This window comes from uncultured Roseovarius sp., from assembly GCF_947489715.1.
Taxonomy (GTDB): Bacteria; Pseudomonadota; Alphaproteobacteria; order Rhodobacterales; family Rhodobacteraceae; genus Roseovarius.
In genome coordinates this window covers 278927-292979 of sequence record NZ_CANLER010000001.1, presented here as the reverse complement: position 1 = coordinate 292979, position 14053 = coordinate 278927, and the positions used below count along the sequence as shown (strand labels likewise).

General features: G+C 57.6%; 13 protein-coding genes and 1 tRNA gene. 5 read left to right on the top strand and 9 right to left on the bottom strand.

What is annotated here, in order from left to right:
* The first annotated feature begins 37 nt into the window (after positions 1-37).
* Together Q1B27_RS01400 and Q1B27_RS01395 are read left to right on the top strand one after the other, a co-directional pair.
* Positions 38-406 carry an OsmC family peroxiredoxin gene (locus Q1B27_RS01400; protein ID WP_299842509.1) on the top strand — a complete coding sequence of 123 codons (369 nt, stop codon included), beginning with the start codon at positions 38-40 and terminating at the stop codon, positions 404-406.
* Between the two features lies 1 nt (position 407).
* Positions 408-791 carry a cupin domain-containing protein gene (locus Q1B27_RS01395; protein ID WP_299842506.1) on the top strand — a complete coding sequence of 128 codons (384 nt, stop codon included), beginning with the start codon at positions 408-410 and terminating at the stop codon, positions 789-791.
* Positions 792-946: 155 nt separating this feature from the next.
* Here the strand turns inward: Q1B27_RS01395 and Q1B27_RS01390 are convergent, their stop codons facing one another.
* On the bottom strand, positions 947-1639 hold the full coding sequence (locus tag Q1B27_RS01390) for an MOSC domain-containing protein (protein ID WP_299842503.1): 693 nt from the start codon (positions 1637-1639) through the stop codon (positions 947-949).
* Positions 1636-2178 carry a MarR family winged helix-turn-helix transcriptional regulator gene (locus Q1B27_RS01385; protein WP_299842501.1) on the bottom strand — a complete coding sequence of 181 codons (543 nt, stop codon included), beginning with the start codon at positions 2176-2178 and terminating at the stop codon, positions 1636-1638. Before Q1B27_RS01385 ends, Q1B27_RS01390 begins: the two co-directional genes overlap by 4 nt.
* An 87-nt stretch (positions 2179-2265) precedes the next feature.
* Here Q1B27_RS01385 and Q1B27_RS01380 point away from each other — a divergent pair, with 87 nt between their 5' ends.
* Positions 2266-3024 carry a hypothetical protein gene (locus Q1B27_RS01380; protein WP_299842498.1) on the top strand — a complete coding sequence of 253 codons (759 nt, stop codon included), beginning with the start codon at positions 2266-2268 and terminating at the stop codon, positions 3022-3024.
* Positions 3025-3316: 292 nt separating this feature from the next.
* Entirely contained in the window at positions 3317-4483 is a 1167-nt protein-coding gene (locus Q1B27_RS01375; protein WP_299842495.1) for a Xaa-Pro peptidase family protein, read from the top strand.
* 268 nt (positions 4484-4751) lie between these two features.
* Here Q1B27_RS01375 and Q1B27_RS01370 read toward each other — a convergent pair whose 3' ends face one another.
* Positions 4752-5342, bottom strand: coding sequence for an isochorismatase family protein (locus Q1B27_RS01370; protein ID WP_299842492.1), 591 nt, complete (start codon positions 5340-5342; stop codon positions 4752-4754).
* Between the two features lie 143 nt (positions 5343-5485).
* On the opposite strand from Q1B27_RS01370, the gene Q1B27_RS01365 reads away from it, so the two are divergent.
* On the top strand, positions 5486-6382 hold the full coding sequence (locus Q1B27_RS01365; RefSeq protein WP_299842489.1) for a LysR family transcriptional regulator: 897 nt from the start codon (positions 5486-5488) through the stop codon (positions 6380-6382).
* Between the two features lie 336 nt (positions 6383-6718).
* Here the strand turns inward: Q1B27_RS01365 and Q1B27_RS01360 are convergent, their stop codons facing one another.
* The 6 genes from Q1B27_RS01360 to pdxH all read right to left on the bottom strand — a co-directional run bounded on the left by Q1B27_RS01360 (position 6719) and on the right by pdxH (position 13888).
* Positions 6719-7471: a glycosyltransferase family A protein gene (locus Q1B27_RS01360; RefSeq protein ID WP_299842486.1), complete on the bottom strand. Its 753-nt coding sequence runs from the start codon at positions 7469-7471 to the stop codon at positions 6719-6721.
* A gap of 290 nt (positions 7472-7761) precedes the next feature.
* Positions 7762-11436: a vitamin B12-dependent ribonucleotide reductase gene (locus tag Q1B27_RS01355; RefSeq protein WP_299842483.1), complete on the bottom strand. Its 3675-nt coding sequence runs from the start codon at positions 11434-11436 to the stop codon at positions 7762-7764.
* A gap of 597 nt (positions 11437-12033) precedes the next feature.
* Positions 12034-12110, bottom strand: a tRNA-Pro gene (locus Q1B27_RS01350).
* 70 nt (positions 12111-12180) lie between these two features.
* Positions 12181-12657 carry a DUF192 domain-containing protein gene (locus tag Q1B27_RS01345; RefSeq protein ID WP_299842482.1) on the bottom strand — a complete coding sequence of 159 codons (477 nt, stop codon included), beginning with the start codon at positions 12655-12657 and terminating at the stop codon, positions 12181-12183.
* Positions 12633-13160 (bottom strand): cold-shock protein, encoded by a 528-nt coding sequence (locus Q1B27_RS01340; RefSeq protein ID WP_299842479.1) that lies wholly within the window; start codon positions 13158-13160, stop codon positions 12633-12635. The genes Q1B27_RS01345 and Q1B27_RS01340 overlap by 25 nt, the downstream gene beginning before the upstream one ends.
* 122 nt (positions 13161-13282) lie before the next feature.
* Entirely contained in the window at positions 13283-13888 is a 606-nt protein-coding gene (pdxH, locus tag Q1B27_RS01335; protein WP_299842476.1) for a pyridoxamine 5'-phosphate oxidase, read from the bottom strand.
* Positions 13889-14053 lie beyond the last annotated feature (165 nt).

The following is a 14053-nucleotide window of genomic DNA, read 5'->3' as shown; positions in this document are numbered from 1 at the left end:
ACATGACGAGACGACAAAAACAACGGTGCCGGTCGGGATGACAGCACGATGCCCGTCTCATGCACGCACAGATGTCTCTATCCGCGATCTGGTGACAATCATTGATGAACCGGTTGAACATGGTGGCACCAATCTGGGCGCATCGCCTACGGAAAAGACCGGGCTGGACGTCCAGTCGCTGAACGCCCGCTTTGACCGTCGCGGTGTGATGCTGGAAGAAGAAATCGAAATCCCGTTTCCCGATGTCGCTATCACGATCACCCTTTCCGCGCAGGGTCGCCAGGACGCGCTGACCGACGTCAAAACCAATTTGCGCCGGTCTTGTCCGATCGCCAAAATATTCACCAATAGCGGCAGCAATGTTTCTGAAAACTGGATTATGACCTTGAATGGCAAGGAGGCCTGATATGGCGATGTTCGACAACAACACCCAAGACATTGAGGAATGGCGACCGGGCGTACGCACCAGAATGCGGGTATCGTCGGTCAACGGTGCCTATCAACTGTGTATTTTCGACCAGTATTGCGATCCGGGGCTGGGCGCGCCCCTGCATTTGCATGCCGTCGAAGAGGTGTTGGAAGTCATGCAGGGTCAGGCCGAAATCTGGTGTGGCGATGACACCCATTTTGCAACCGACAATCAAAGCGTCCTGATCCCAGCCGGATGCAAACACGGCTTTCGCAACACGGGCGAGGGTGTTTTACACATGCGCGCCACATTGGCGGCCCCTATTTTCGAGGCATCCTATGAAGATCGCGAAGAATTATCGCGGCGATACGTGCGGACATAAAGATCTGCACATATTCGTGTTCAATCTTTCCGGCACATCTTAGCTGGTTTCAGACTGGCGCGGCCATCCTGTCCTGACTTCGGGAACGCCCCGACAAACCGTGGCAAACTGACATTCCCATGATTGCCGCGACTGTCAGCACGCGCCAACAACCCCTACCCTCCCAGCCGCCTGGTGGTGTCTTCTGTCCTATCGCCCGACGCCATCTTGGCGAATGCGGTGCGCCATCCACCGGCCAGTTCCGGCATCACGGCCAAAGCTGCCGCCTCTTCCTCGGAAACGCGCCGGGTCAGGCGCGCCGCTGTAACGCGTTTCACAGACCAGTCAGGTTGCGCGCGCTCGATCAGTTTCACATCGTCCCCCACGCCCGCTTTTCCATTTTCCAGAACCCGGTAATACCAACCGGTCCGCCCGGTCTTCTGGAAAAGATACGCCATGCGCTCGTTCCGGGTATGCACAGATACCTTCCAGCAAGGCTGGCGGCCCTGGCTGATCTGCACCACTGCCGTCCCCAGTCGCAGGATGTCTCCGATACACAATGTTTCCTCGGTCAATCCGCACGAGGAGATGTTTTCCCCGAAAGCAGCGGGCAGCGTGCGTTCGGGGATCTCACCCTCTGATATCCAGGACGGGTAGTGATCCGCCGCATAGTGATGAATTGCCTTGTCGTAGCCGCCGTGGTTTTCAAGATCGGCCTGCGCGTCTTCTACAAAACCGTTTTCGTCAATCTGCCAAAGGCCCGAAACCGCCCGCTTGCCAATTGCTGACGGGTCACGCCCGTTCCAGCGATGTTCGACCTTTCCGATAAACAGCCCATCAATCCGGGCAGAAATATCCCCCCGGGTCATGCGCTGACCTGTTCGTGACAAATCTGGTGGGGTTCATCGCGCGTCAGCGCAACGTCCAGCAACGCACAATAGGGTCCCCTGTCGCGTTCCCGGTGATGCCTGCAGGTTTTGCATAGCCCGAATTCACGCCCGTCATTTTTGGCAAGAATGTCTTGAAGCATGTTTTGCAATAATTGCCGCAACGCCTGCTGATCACTCGCGTTCAGCGCCGACAGGCTCTCCTCCAGCGGTGCCGGGATTGCCGCCGCCTCACGCCCTGTCTGGGTCAGGTCATAGCTGACGACGCGCTTGTCAATATCCGAGCGGCGCTCGTTCACATAGCCTTTTTGCCGAAGCGACTTCAGCGATTGGGTTGTCGTTCCCCGAGTTATGCCAAGATAATCCGATACATGTGACGGGCTTCTGGAAAACCGGTTCGCCCGGTCAAGATAGCCAAGCATCGCACGCTGAGTCGGGTTCAGGTCCCCTTCCCAACCAGCGGCTGAATCCAGCCTGGCAAGCCGATTGATTAGGTCACGGATATGAGTGTCTGTGGTCATGCGGTTATTGTATCGAGTCGAAATTACTATTGCAATAGTTTCGACTCGATACTAATAGTGAGTCGAAACCACCTGAAAGGACTCGACATGACAAAATCGCTTTTAACGCTCTCTGCCGCTGTTGCGTTGCTTGGCACGACAGCAATCGCCGAAGGCGACCACGATCACGCCATCCATCAAGACGGTGCAATCCTGTCCGACGCGGATACAGCCAAGGTTGCTTCATTCGATATCTTGGCGGCGCATGCCCATCGCAAAGGCAATGTCGTGACGTTCCACATGACCACGAATGGCACCGCAGGTGCAGATGTTCCGGAAGCCACCGGCGAAGTCGGTGGAGCAAACGTGCTCTCCTATGTCTGGCCCACGTCGCTTGATCCATCCGCGGTTGGCTTCGAGGGCAATACCGGAATTCTTGCGATGGCAGCAACAAGCCACCCGGATTTTGACGACACGCCGCTCTATGATGAAAACAACGATGGCGATCCGACCAATGACGGTCTCATCTGGCACAGCCACTGGGTCGTCTTGACGCCGACCGAAGCCTGCGGACCCGGTGCGCTTGCGGTGCGCGACATTCCCGAAGGGACGACACCGCAACTGCCAGCGACCTGGCCCGGGTTTCCAATCTTCCTGGACAGTCCGGGTTTCACGCCGCTGTTCGATGGCCCCGAGATCGCGATCAACGTTGGCTTCCGCAGCGATGTCGAACTCGCGGATGTCGCTTATGACGGCGTGACCTCTGCCTTGCGCGTAAACGCGAATATCCACTCGCCATTGCTGTGCGTCGTGGATGTTTTCGATGTCGCCTCGGGTGATCTCAGCCTGCCTGGCAAGATCAAGTGAACTTTCCCGGGGGCGGGATGACCAGCCATCGGCGTGGCGTTGCCAAGCCACCGACACGTAAAATGGCTCTGCGTTTGACAATCAGCTCGGCGCCTTCGCCCCCGGATACTGAACAAGCCCTTGTTCCTGGAACAACCTCTTTCTGTCACATCCGGGAAAGCTGACGACGATCCAACCGCCCTCTTGCAGCGTTCAACCGCGTGACGGATGCCCCGTCCGGGCCGCCAGCATCCTGCGTCCGGCCACCAAGATTTGCCTTGGATTTGATGCATTGTTGGAGTGTAGTCGGTCCATGGCAAAACCCTATATCCATTTCAGCCGCGAGGAATTTTCCCAACGCCAGCAAAAAACCCGGATACGTCTGGAAGAGCTGGGCCTGGATGGTCTCCTGCTTTTCAAAATCGAAGACATGTACTGGCTGACGGGGTACGAATCCGACGGGTTTTGTATTTTCGGCTGCATGTTCGTCGGTACGGACGGCGCCCTGACCCATCTGGCACGACCCGCTGATCTGGGAAATATCTCATACTCCTCGATCTGCGATGATGTCCGGACCTCTCCGGACGGGGATGGGCAGACCCGGGCAGATCACATCCAGACCATGCTGCAATCACACGGCATGGCCGGGAAAAAGATCGGCATTCAGGTCGATACCATGGGCCTGACGCCGCGCCTCTTCCTGGAAATCCAGACCAAACTTGAGGGGTGGTGCGATCTGATCATTGCACCCGATTTCATCCGTGAACTGCGCCTGGTCAAAAGCCCCCGGGAGCTGACCTATTTTCGCAAGGCTGGCGAAATCATGGATACCGTCATGGACAAGGTGATCGACGCCACCCATCCCGGCGCTTTCGAGGGCGATATCTATGCAACGTTTTACGACACGTTGTTCCGGCTGGATGCAGATCTTCCGGCGCATATCCCCCCTTTCGGCAGCGGCGAATCCGCTTTGAATCTGCGCTATACCTCTGGCCGCAAACATGTGTTGGAAAACGATCAGGTGACGCTGGAACTGGGGCTGGCCTACCGGCATTACCATGTTGCGTGCATGGGGGTGGTTCTGACCGGCCCCGAGGTTTCAGACCGGCACCTCAGGATGCACGCAACCAGCGTGGCCGCGCTTGAGGCCGTTCAGCAAGTTCTGCGCCCCGGCAGGACGGTGGGCGAGCTTTTTGACACCTATCGGTCCGTGCTCGAAGACCGGGGCGAACATGATGCCGTTTTGACGGTTGCAGGGTACACGATGGGGGCGATGTGGCCGCCGACCTGGATGGAACAGCCGCTGATTTTCTCGGGCAATTCGCAGGTGCTAGAAGAAAACATGACATTTTTCACACATATGATCCTCAATGATCGCGAAACCGGCCTGTCGATGGCGGTCGGAGAAACGGCCATCGTCACAAATGATACCCCTGAAATCATCACCCATGCGCCGCGCGACCCAATTATAAAATTGTGACCTCGCCAAACCTTTGGGCGTTGGACATTCTCCGCGAAACGGTAAGCGGCAAATAGGGCCGCATCCTGACCGGCGCGATGGAAAAATCGCGGCATCAAGCGTGAATGGCAGCCTTGCGGAAACGGAAAAATCGAATTTGACTGCTGCCGAATGCCGGGCTTGGCCCCTCCATTGAGTACGCAATAAACGCGGTTGCCTGTTCCGAAACCGCAAACACGGCCAATCCCATCGGGGTGGCCGTGTTACGGTTTTGTCTCCCAAGCCGGCGTCACCCCTGGCTGAGGATTTCTTCGCCCAGGATCTGCATGATTTTCTGACCCGCCTCACTGGTCCAGTTGATGGCAAGTTCAGCAAGCAAGGCGCTGGTGGTCGTAAGCTCAACACCGCCGCGCTCCATTTTACGAAAGGCCATTTCGTCTGTCAGCGCGGTCGGTGAACCCGATGCATCAACGATGGCCGTCACCTCAAACCCCTCGGCCACGGCACTGATCGCAGGCGGGGCCAGACAGACATCGGTGGTGATCCCCGCCATGACGAAATGCGTCCTCCCGGTATTGCGGCAAGCATCGGCAAAGGCGTCGTCGTCCCAGCAGTTCACGACGCCCGGGCGTTTGATCCGGGCCGCAAAGGCCTCTGGCGCAATCCCTTCCAATGCGGGCATCAGCGGACCCTGCATATGGTCTTCCATGCTGGAGGTCAGAACCAGCGGCATCCCGAGGTCCACGGCCAGACGCGCCAGCGCGCGGGTGTTTGCCTCGATCAGGCTACGGTCGACGGATTTGGCCCAGTTCATGGTGCCAATCTGATGGTCAATCAGAACAATGGCCGCATTTTCCAAGCTTGGTTTTTTGCGTGTCACGACATTTCCTTTCTGGATCGTCTGAAGAAGGCAGAGAGGTCTGCGGGCGGTTAATGCCCCCGGTAGAACTCTGCGAATACGGTCAAGGTAAGCGGCTTAATTGTTCTGGAAAATATCTCCTTTATTAACTACCGTTCAAAAATATGAACGATAGATTCTATACCTGTGCAAAGGCTCTGGTCGCCACGGTGCGCGCCGGCTCGATCAGCGCGGCGGCCAATGAACTCCAGACCACGAAATCCGCCATCAGCCAGAAAATCACGTTTTTCGAGGCCGAGCTGGGGCTCACCCTGCTTGACCGTTCGGGCCGGGCGGTAACCCCGACCGCGGCAGGCCGACGGATTTTTGATCTTTGCGTTGGACCGGTCGATGCCGCGATGGAAACCGCAGCCAATCTGGGGCTTCTGAAAAGCGGTGCGGTCGCCGGGCGGGTGTCGATTTCCGGGCCGAACAGCCTTCTTGGCACGGTATTCGTTCCGCTACTGGCCGGGCTGCGGACCAGTTACCCGGATATCGACCTGGAGCTGCACGCAGATGATTCAAAAACCGACTTCGCGGCGGATGATATCGACCTGGCCTTTCGGTCCGGCCCCGCCTCGAAGGGCAAATATGTATCCGCCACCCTGCCGTCGGCGCAAAGGGCGCTTTATGCAAGCCCGGCCTTTCTAGAACTGACAGGGCCCATCACAAAGCTATCGGATCTTGCAAACGCCCCCTGTGTCCTGAGAATTCAGGAAGACCCCGAATGGGCGTTCCAACACGCGGATGGGCGTCGCCAGTCAGTGGTCCCCTGCGTCGGTCTGCGGGTCAACACGATGGAGCTGTCCCATGCCGCCGTTCAAGAAGGCCACGGCGCCGCATTGCTTCCTTCAATCCTGACGCAGCCGGATGTCCACAAGAAGACACTTGTTCGGCTGCTTCCGGACTGGTCAACAGATCCGGTTGATCTTTCTTTGTTGTGCAGATCACAGCGTCTATCTGCACCGCCGGTCGCAGCGGTCCGGCGCTACATCCTGGAAAACTGCACTCTGACCGCGTGATGACCCAATCCAGCGCTCACCGGGCGTTCTCCCTGAACAACGAAACCCGTCAAAGACATCCGCCGGGCCGCGCCCGTGTCATGAGTGGTGGCGTTACTCGTTTTGCCATCCCCTTTAACCGCACGCCCTGTTAACCCGGCAAAACACCGATTTCGACACCGACGTAATACCGACAAAATACCGACGTTATACCGACATGGGTTTTCCAGCGTTTTCAGCGCGTTAACCCGATTCTCCCGCCTCAGGCGCATCGGCAGGGTGTCTCGGCGGTCGGAACGCCGCGGATTTATCGGCCCTGCGCCCGTCGATTTCATCACTGCGCCGGGGCTCCGGCCCCTAAAGCGCTTTCAGAAACTGATAGGCAAAGGCACGGAAATCACGCCACCCTGCCCGCGCCTTGGTCTTGCGCCAGACATGGCGCAGCTCGGCCCGGCGGCGCGATTTCGTGACGATCGCGCTCACCTGCCCCTCATGCAGGCGGTTGGCCACAAGCATCTCTGGCAGGATAACCGGCGCGCCCAGTTGCTGCGCACAACGGTCATAGAATTCCACATCCATCAGCCAGATCAGGTTCTCATCGAAATGCAGCCCGACCTCGGCCCGGATCGCCAGAACCGACGGGCTGGAGACCGTATTACGGCCAAACCGCAGGCGCGCATTCAGACGCGGCACCATCGGTTTTTCCACCTTCACCCCATCGCGGCACACGCCCGACCCACAGAGCAGCCAGCGCCTGGCCGGGTCGTCAAATCCACCCGCTATCTGTTCCAGCGCATCGTCGCGGCACAGGAAATCATCCTGAAACAGGATCTTGAGGATACGCCCCGAGGCATGGCGCATTGCATTATTGGCATTGGCCGAGGATTGGCGCGGACCATCGCGGAAATCGACCCGCCGGATGGTCAGATCCTGCCCGTAGCGCGCGCAGACCTGCGCCACGCCATCGCTGTCGGACTGGTCCGAGACGACCACTTCGAAATCCGTAAAGCTTTGATTTTGCAGGCGATCAAATGACGCCGCAAGGAATTCGGCACCCTTGCCGCCCATATCGTAGGCGGGAATACAAATACTGAGACGAGGTTGTGACATGGGCCGCTTTTCTACCACTATAACTTGCACCGCAACAGAAAAACGGGGGGCCGAAGCCCCCCGGTAGTTTCGCCACTCAAGCTCACTATTTATACCGCCCGGTTTCTGCCTGCGGCCTGAGTGTCGTCGGAGCGAGCGCACCCGCTCCGGGTAAGGTGGGTCGGAGCCTGTAAGTCCCCCCACCCTGTGCGTGCCCTTCTGATCCCGCGCGGATCTGAAGGTGTGTTCGTCGGGGTGCGGCCCTGGAGGGAACCGCGACCCCTACGCGCCCCCAGGAGGACGCGAGTTTCTTAGCTACACCCGCTGGTCGCGCCGCAGGTGTTGCATTTCATGCAGGTGCCGTTGCGCACCAGCGTGTAGTTGCCGCAGTCGCCGCAGGGGTCGCCCTCGTAGCCCTGCATCTTGGCCTTGGTGCGCGGGTCCATGGTTGCGGCGGCCACAGCGGTGGTCGACGTCGTCGAACTGGCCACTGCTACCGAGGTTTCCGGCACCAGCGTCTCCAGCGTGCCCACCGGATCGGCGAAACCGCTCAGTGCCGTCGCGCCCACCGACTGTCCGCCCTGAAGCACGACCAGTTCCTGTGGCAAACGCTTGCGCAGATAGCCCGTCGAACTGATCTGTTTCAGCACCTCAAGCGATTTGTTGGCACCGGTCTCGGACATCTCGGAGATGTTCGAGACCCCTTCCTCTTCACCGCGACCCAGATCATCAAAGCTAGCCCCTTCGGGCTTCACATGCGCCAGATCGGTGCGATCCAGATACGAGACCGCGAGTTCGCGGAAGATGTAATCAAGGATCGACGTCGCGTTCTTGATCGAGTCGTTGCCCTGCACCATGCCCGCCGGTTCGAACTTGGTGAAGGTGAAGGCATCGACGAACTCTTCCAGCGGCACACCATATTGCAGCCCGACCGATACGGCGATGGCGAAATTGTTCATCATCGCCCGGAAACCGGCACCTTCCTTGTGCATGTCGATGAAGATTTCGCCCAGGTTCCCATCTTCGTATTCGCCCGTGCGCAGATAGACCTTATGGCCGCCGACAACCGCCTTCTGGGTATAGCCCTTGCGGCGTTCCGGCATCTTTTCACGGTGCGATTTGACGATTTCCTTGACGATCACCTTTTCGATGATCTTTTCGGCCAGCACAGCGGCTTTTTCCTGCGGATTGCCGCTTTCCAGCACGTCCGCCGCGTCGTCATCATCCTCGACCAGGGCCGCTGCCAGCGGCTGGCTGAGTTTCGAGCCATCGCGATAGAGCGCGTTGGCCTTGACACCAAGGGACCAACTAAGCTCATAAGCCTTCTGGCAATCCTCGATCGTCGCGTCATTGGGCATGTTTATCGTCTTGGAGATCGCACCCGAGATGAAGGACTGCGCTGCCGCCATCATGGTGATGTGGCTGTTCACATCGAGATACCGCTTGCCCTTCTTGCCACAGGGGTTGGCGCAATCGAAGATGCTGTAATGCTCTTCTTTCAGATGTGGTGCGCCCTCAAGGGTCATGGTGCCGCAGACATGATCATTGGCCGCTTCGATATCTGCCTTGGAATATCCCAGGCTGGCCAGCAGGTCGAAGGTTGGGTCGTTGAGCTTTGCCGCCGGGATACCCAGCACGTTGGTGCAGAATTCTTCGCCCAGCGTCCACTGGTTGAAGACAAAGCGGATATCAAAGGCCGAGCCCAGCGCTGCATCAACCTTTTCCAGCTCATTCGGGCCGAAGCCATGACCGATCAGCGAGGTATGATTGACACCCGGCGCGTTGCCGATGGTGCCGTGGCCGACCGCGTAGCTGACGATTTCCTCGATATGGGCAGGGCCATAGCCCAGCTTTTCAAGGGCGGCAGGCACCGATTGGTTGATGATCTTGAAGTAGCCACCCCCGGCTAGTTTCTTGAACTTGACCAGCGCGAAGTCAGGCTCGATGCCCGTCGTGTCGCAATCCATCACCAGACCGATGGTACCGGTGGGTGCAATCACCGTGGCCTGCGCGTTGCGGTAGCCGTGTTTTTCACCCAGCTTCAGCGCCTCGTCCCAGCTGGCCATCGCCAATTCGGCCAAGCGGCTGTCGGGGCAGTTTGCCAGATCAAGCGGTACCGGCTTGACCGCAAGGTTATCGTAGCCTTCGGTCGCGCCATAGGCGGCGTTGCGATGGTTGCGGATGACCCGGAGCATGTAATCGCTGTTGCGTTTGTAGCCCGCGAACGGTCCCAGCTCTCCGGCCATTTCGGCGGAGGTGGCGTAGGACACCCCGGTCATCACCGCGGTCAGGGCACCACAAAGCGCGCGGCCCTTATCGCTGTCATAGCCCAGCCCCATGTTCATCAGAAGGCCGCCGATATTGGCATAGCCCAGCCCCAAGGTGCGGAACTCATAGGAAAGCTGCGCGATCTCCTGTGACGGGAACTGCGCCATCATCACGCTGATTTCCAGAGTGACAGTCCAGAGGCGTGTGGCGTGGACATAAGATTCAGCGTCGAATGTGCCGTTCTTGTAGAAGGTCAGCAGGTTCATCGACGCCAGGTTGCAGGCCGTGTCATCAAGGAACATGTATTCGGAACAAGGGTTTGAGCCGCGAATCTCACCGTCTTCCGGGCAAGTGTGCCAGGCGTTCACGGTATCGTGGTACTGGATGCCCGGATCGGCGCAGGCCCAGGCCGCGTGACCCACATCTTCCCACAGGTCGCGCGCCTTGATGGTCTTGGCGACGCTGCCATCGGTACGGTTCAGAAGCGCCCAGTCGGCATCATCTTCAACCGCCTTGAGGAAGGCATCGGTGACGCGGATCGAGTTGTTGGAGTTTTGCCCCGAGACCGACGCATAGGCCTCACTGTCCCAATCAGTGTCGTAGGTCGGAAATTCGATGCTGTCATAGCCCTGCTTGGCATAGTCCAGCACGCGTTTCACATAGGTCTCGGGGATTGCTGATTTTTTCGCCCCGCGAATGGCGTCCTTCAGCTGCTCGTTTTTCTTGGGGTCAACTGAATCCTCGGTGCTGCCATCCCAGGCGCGAATGGCGCTGAAGATGTCGTTCAGCTTAGCCTCGTGCATCTTGGAACCGGCGACAATGCTGGCGACCTTCTGCTCTTCCTTGACCTTCCAGTTGATGAATTCCTGAATATCCGGGTGATCGGCGTCGCAGATCACCATCTTGGCGGCGCGACGGGTGGTGCCGCCGGATTTGATGGCACCTGCTGCCCGGTCACCGATCTTGAGAAAGCCCATCAGGCCGGAGGACTTGCCTCCGCCTGACAGAGGCTCATCGGCGGCACGCAGGGAGGAAAAATTCGTGCCCGTGCCGGAACCGTATTTAAACAGACGCGCCTCGCGCACCCACAGATCCATGATGCCACCGTCACCCACCAGGTCGTCAGCGACCGACTGGATGAAGCACGCATGGGGCTGCGGGTGCTCGTAAGCACTGCTCGACTTGGTCAGTTTCTTGGTCTTGTGGTCGACGTAGTAGTGGCCCTGGCTGGGACCGTCGATGCCGTAGGCCCAGTGCAGGCCGGTGTTGAACCATTGCGGGCTGTTGGGGGCGGCCATCTGCTTGGCCAGCATCACGCGCATCTCGTCGAAATAGGCCTGCGCATCCTCTTCGGTGGTGAAGTAACCACCCTTCCAGCCCCAGTAAGCCCAGGCACCGGCCAGACGATCAAAGACCTGCTTGGCGCTGGTCTCACCACCTTTTTCGACATCGTCCCCATCGGGAACCGAACGCCAGAGAAATTCGGGAACGTCTTTTTCCTTCACCTTCCTAAGGCGCACAGGCACGCCAGCCTTGCGGAAATATTTCTGCGCGATGACATCGCTGGCAACCTGACTCCATCCCGTCGGTACTTCGACCGCATCCAGGCGGAACACGATCTTGCCATCCGGGTTGCGGATTTCTGAACTGGTGGTTTTGAAATCCAGCGCGGCATAAGCGTCCTGACCGGCGGTGGTGAATTTACGTTCGATTTTCATTTTAGCGCTGCCCCATGATCCAGCTATTGATGTCAATTGTCGGCCTGACATAGCGAGCCGACTGCCCTTCTCCTCGCGGCAGAAACCTATCCCCCGCCACAACCGTAGTTTGCGGCGGTTCATACGTGCCCCGATGATACGTTCGGGTATGTTTGGGTTTGTGGTCCCTGCCTGGCCGTCGCCACTATATGTTGTGGCTTGCTGGCCGGTTCATACAACCTGACGTATTGACCCCTACATGGTCAACGAAAATTTTTAAAAAAATCTTGGAAAAAACCGTTGACGTACGCAATCGGAAATGCCCGCTCACGTTTGTGTGATTCATTCCGGCAAATCTTCATAAAGATTAATCAGGCCAGGCCGGATTTGACGATCCGGGAAACCCTTTTTATTCGGCTGGTTTAGAAGGTGTATTTCATGAAATGATCGACCAGTGTTTCACTGAATGAAACTATAATCCCCAATAAATTAACACAGATTAAGCAACGGTTAATTTGCGGATCTCACGACTGGCCGTGACGCAATAATGTTACAAATATGTGCATCGCGACCGCCTGAACCAGCAGAATCATCGCTTGGATTTCAACAGGAGGAAGATGGTCGGGACGGCAAGATTCGAACTTGCGACCCCCTGTACCCAAAACAGGTGCGCTACCAGACTGCGCTACGCCCCGGACCGGGGGCCTACTTAATTCCGAATAACGAGATTGAAAAGCCCTAAAGCTCTTGCGAGCGTAGGAATGTTCAGCAGGGCCATGCCGCCTTCTGCGGATCGAATGCCGGATGTTGCAATTCGGTACCCTCCGAGATGCCAAGCGCTTCGGCCATGCCGCCGTTGATTTCTAGCACCGCCAGAATGTTTTCTCCGCCCATGATCGGTGTCTCATCATGAGGAATGGCGTTGGAATGCAAACGGCTCACAGTCCCGGTTTCGTCCAGAAAGATCATATCAAGGGGGATCAGCGTGTTCTTCATCCAGAATCCTACCCGGTCGGGTTTGGGATAGATAAAGAGCATACCGGCGCTTTTCGGCAGGTTTTCGCGGAACATCAGACCCTGGTTGCGCTCGGCTTCGTCATTCGCAAGCTCCACGGTGAACCGCGCCTGCCCCCAATCGCCCCGCAAAAGCACCTGATCGTCACGGCATTCAGCGGCTGAAGCCGACACAACCGACAGTAGCAGACAAAATGCAGCGGCTATTCCTTTACCGCAGTTTCCCATCCACATACCTCTGTTGCCATTCGACCACGTTTGCCTTCGATGACACGGATTGCCACGGCCTCGCCCGGTTGTAAATCCGCAAGGCCTGAACGGCGTAACACTTCGATGTGAACGAACACGTCCTCGTCGCGGCCAAAGGTATTGGCAAAGCCGAACCCCTTGCCCTTGTCGAACCACTTGACGCGTGCGGGTTCCAGGGGGGCCGCGCTGATGATATCGGGATCAACGTCATCAAGATCTAACAACCCCGAGGAAATGGCATCCTGAGGGGGCTCGATCGAATGCACTTCGACCGCCTGGACACCACGGTCAGTGTCCTGGACATCTATTTCAATGCCCGCGCGATCCGCGACAGAACTCTGTCCGAAGTTACGCAGCACATTCGCGTGTAACAGAATATCCGGCCCGCCTTCATCGGCAACTACGAATCCAAACCCTTTTACCGGGTCGAACCACTTAACTTGTCCTTTTACTCTGCGGGTACCTTCATTGTCTTTCGTCACTTTGTCCTACCCAACAGTCTTCATTCCCCAAGACTTCAACAACTTTTGCGCCACTCGTCCCCGGCATGCAAGCCTTAAAACCCCTTTGCGTTCAACGCGTTGCATTTTACGTGACGCGAGTGTCATGGATTTAGTCTCATAATTTGCCACGATTTATCCACCGTGTCGCGGCGCCAGACAAACCTGTCATGCAACCTAAAGGCGCCATCCGCCCAAAATTCAATCTCAACGGGACGAATTCTGAAACCTCCCCAGAAGGGCGGGCGCGGCGGATTTGTACCTTTCTGGGCAGTGATTTTCGCCACCTTTGCCATCAGAGATGCGCGCGATGGCAGTTCTTGCGATTGTCGCGACGCCCAGGCCCCCAGACGGCTTTGCAAAGAGCGGGAGGCGTAATAGGCATCGGCCTGCGGACCATCCTCGCGTTCGACCAGACCGCGCACCCGGACCTGACGCCGCAAAGATTTCCAATGCATCACCAAAGCGGCCTTACCGGTCGCGTCCAGTTCCTGCCCTTTGGCGCTGCCATAGTTGGTGTAAAACACGAACCCGCCGTCTTCGATCTCTTTCAGAAGAACCATCCGCGCATTGGGCAGACCGTCAGGGTCGACTGTGGCCAGCGCTATCGCATTGGGGTCGTTCGGCTCAACGCCTTCGGCCTCGCCCAGCCAACGCCGCGCGATTTCAAAAGGATTGTCACCTGCGAATACGCCGTCGCGTTCCGTCATTTCCCCAACTCGCTACTATCTTCTATTACGCGCGTAGACCGCTAGCGCCAACATATCAAGGTTGCATTTGTTTCAGCCAGGCTCAATCGGCGGACTAACGCCATGCACTTGATGCCCAAAGACCAATCGCCTAAAGAAATCATATAACAAGAAAATAGGCCGAGG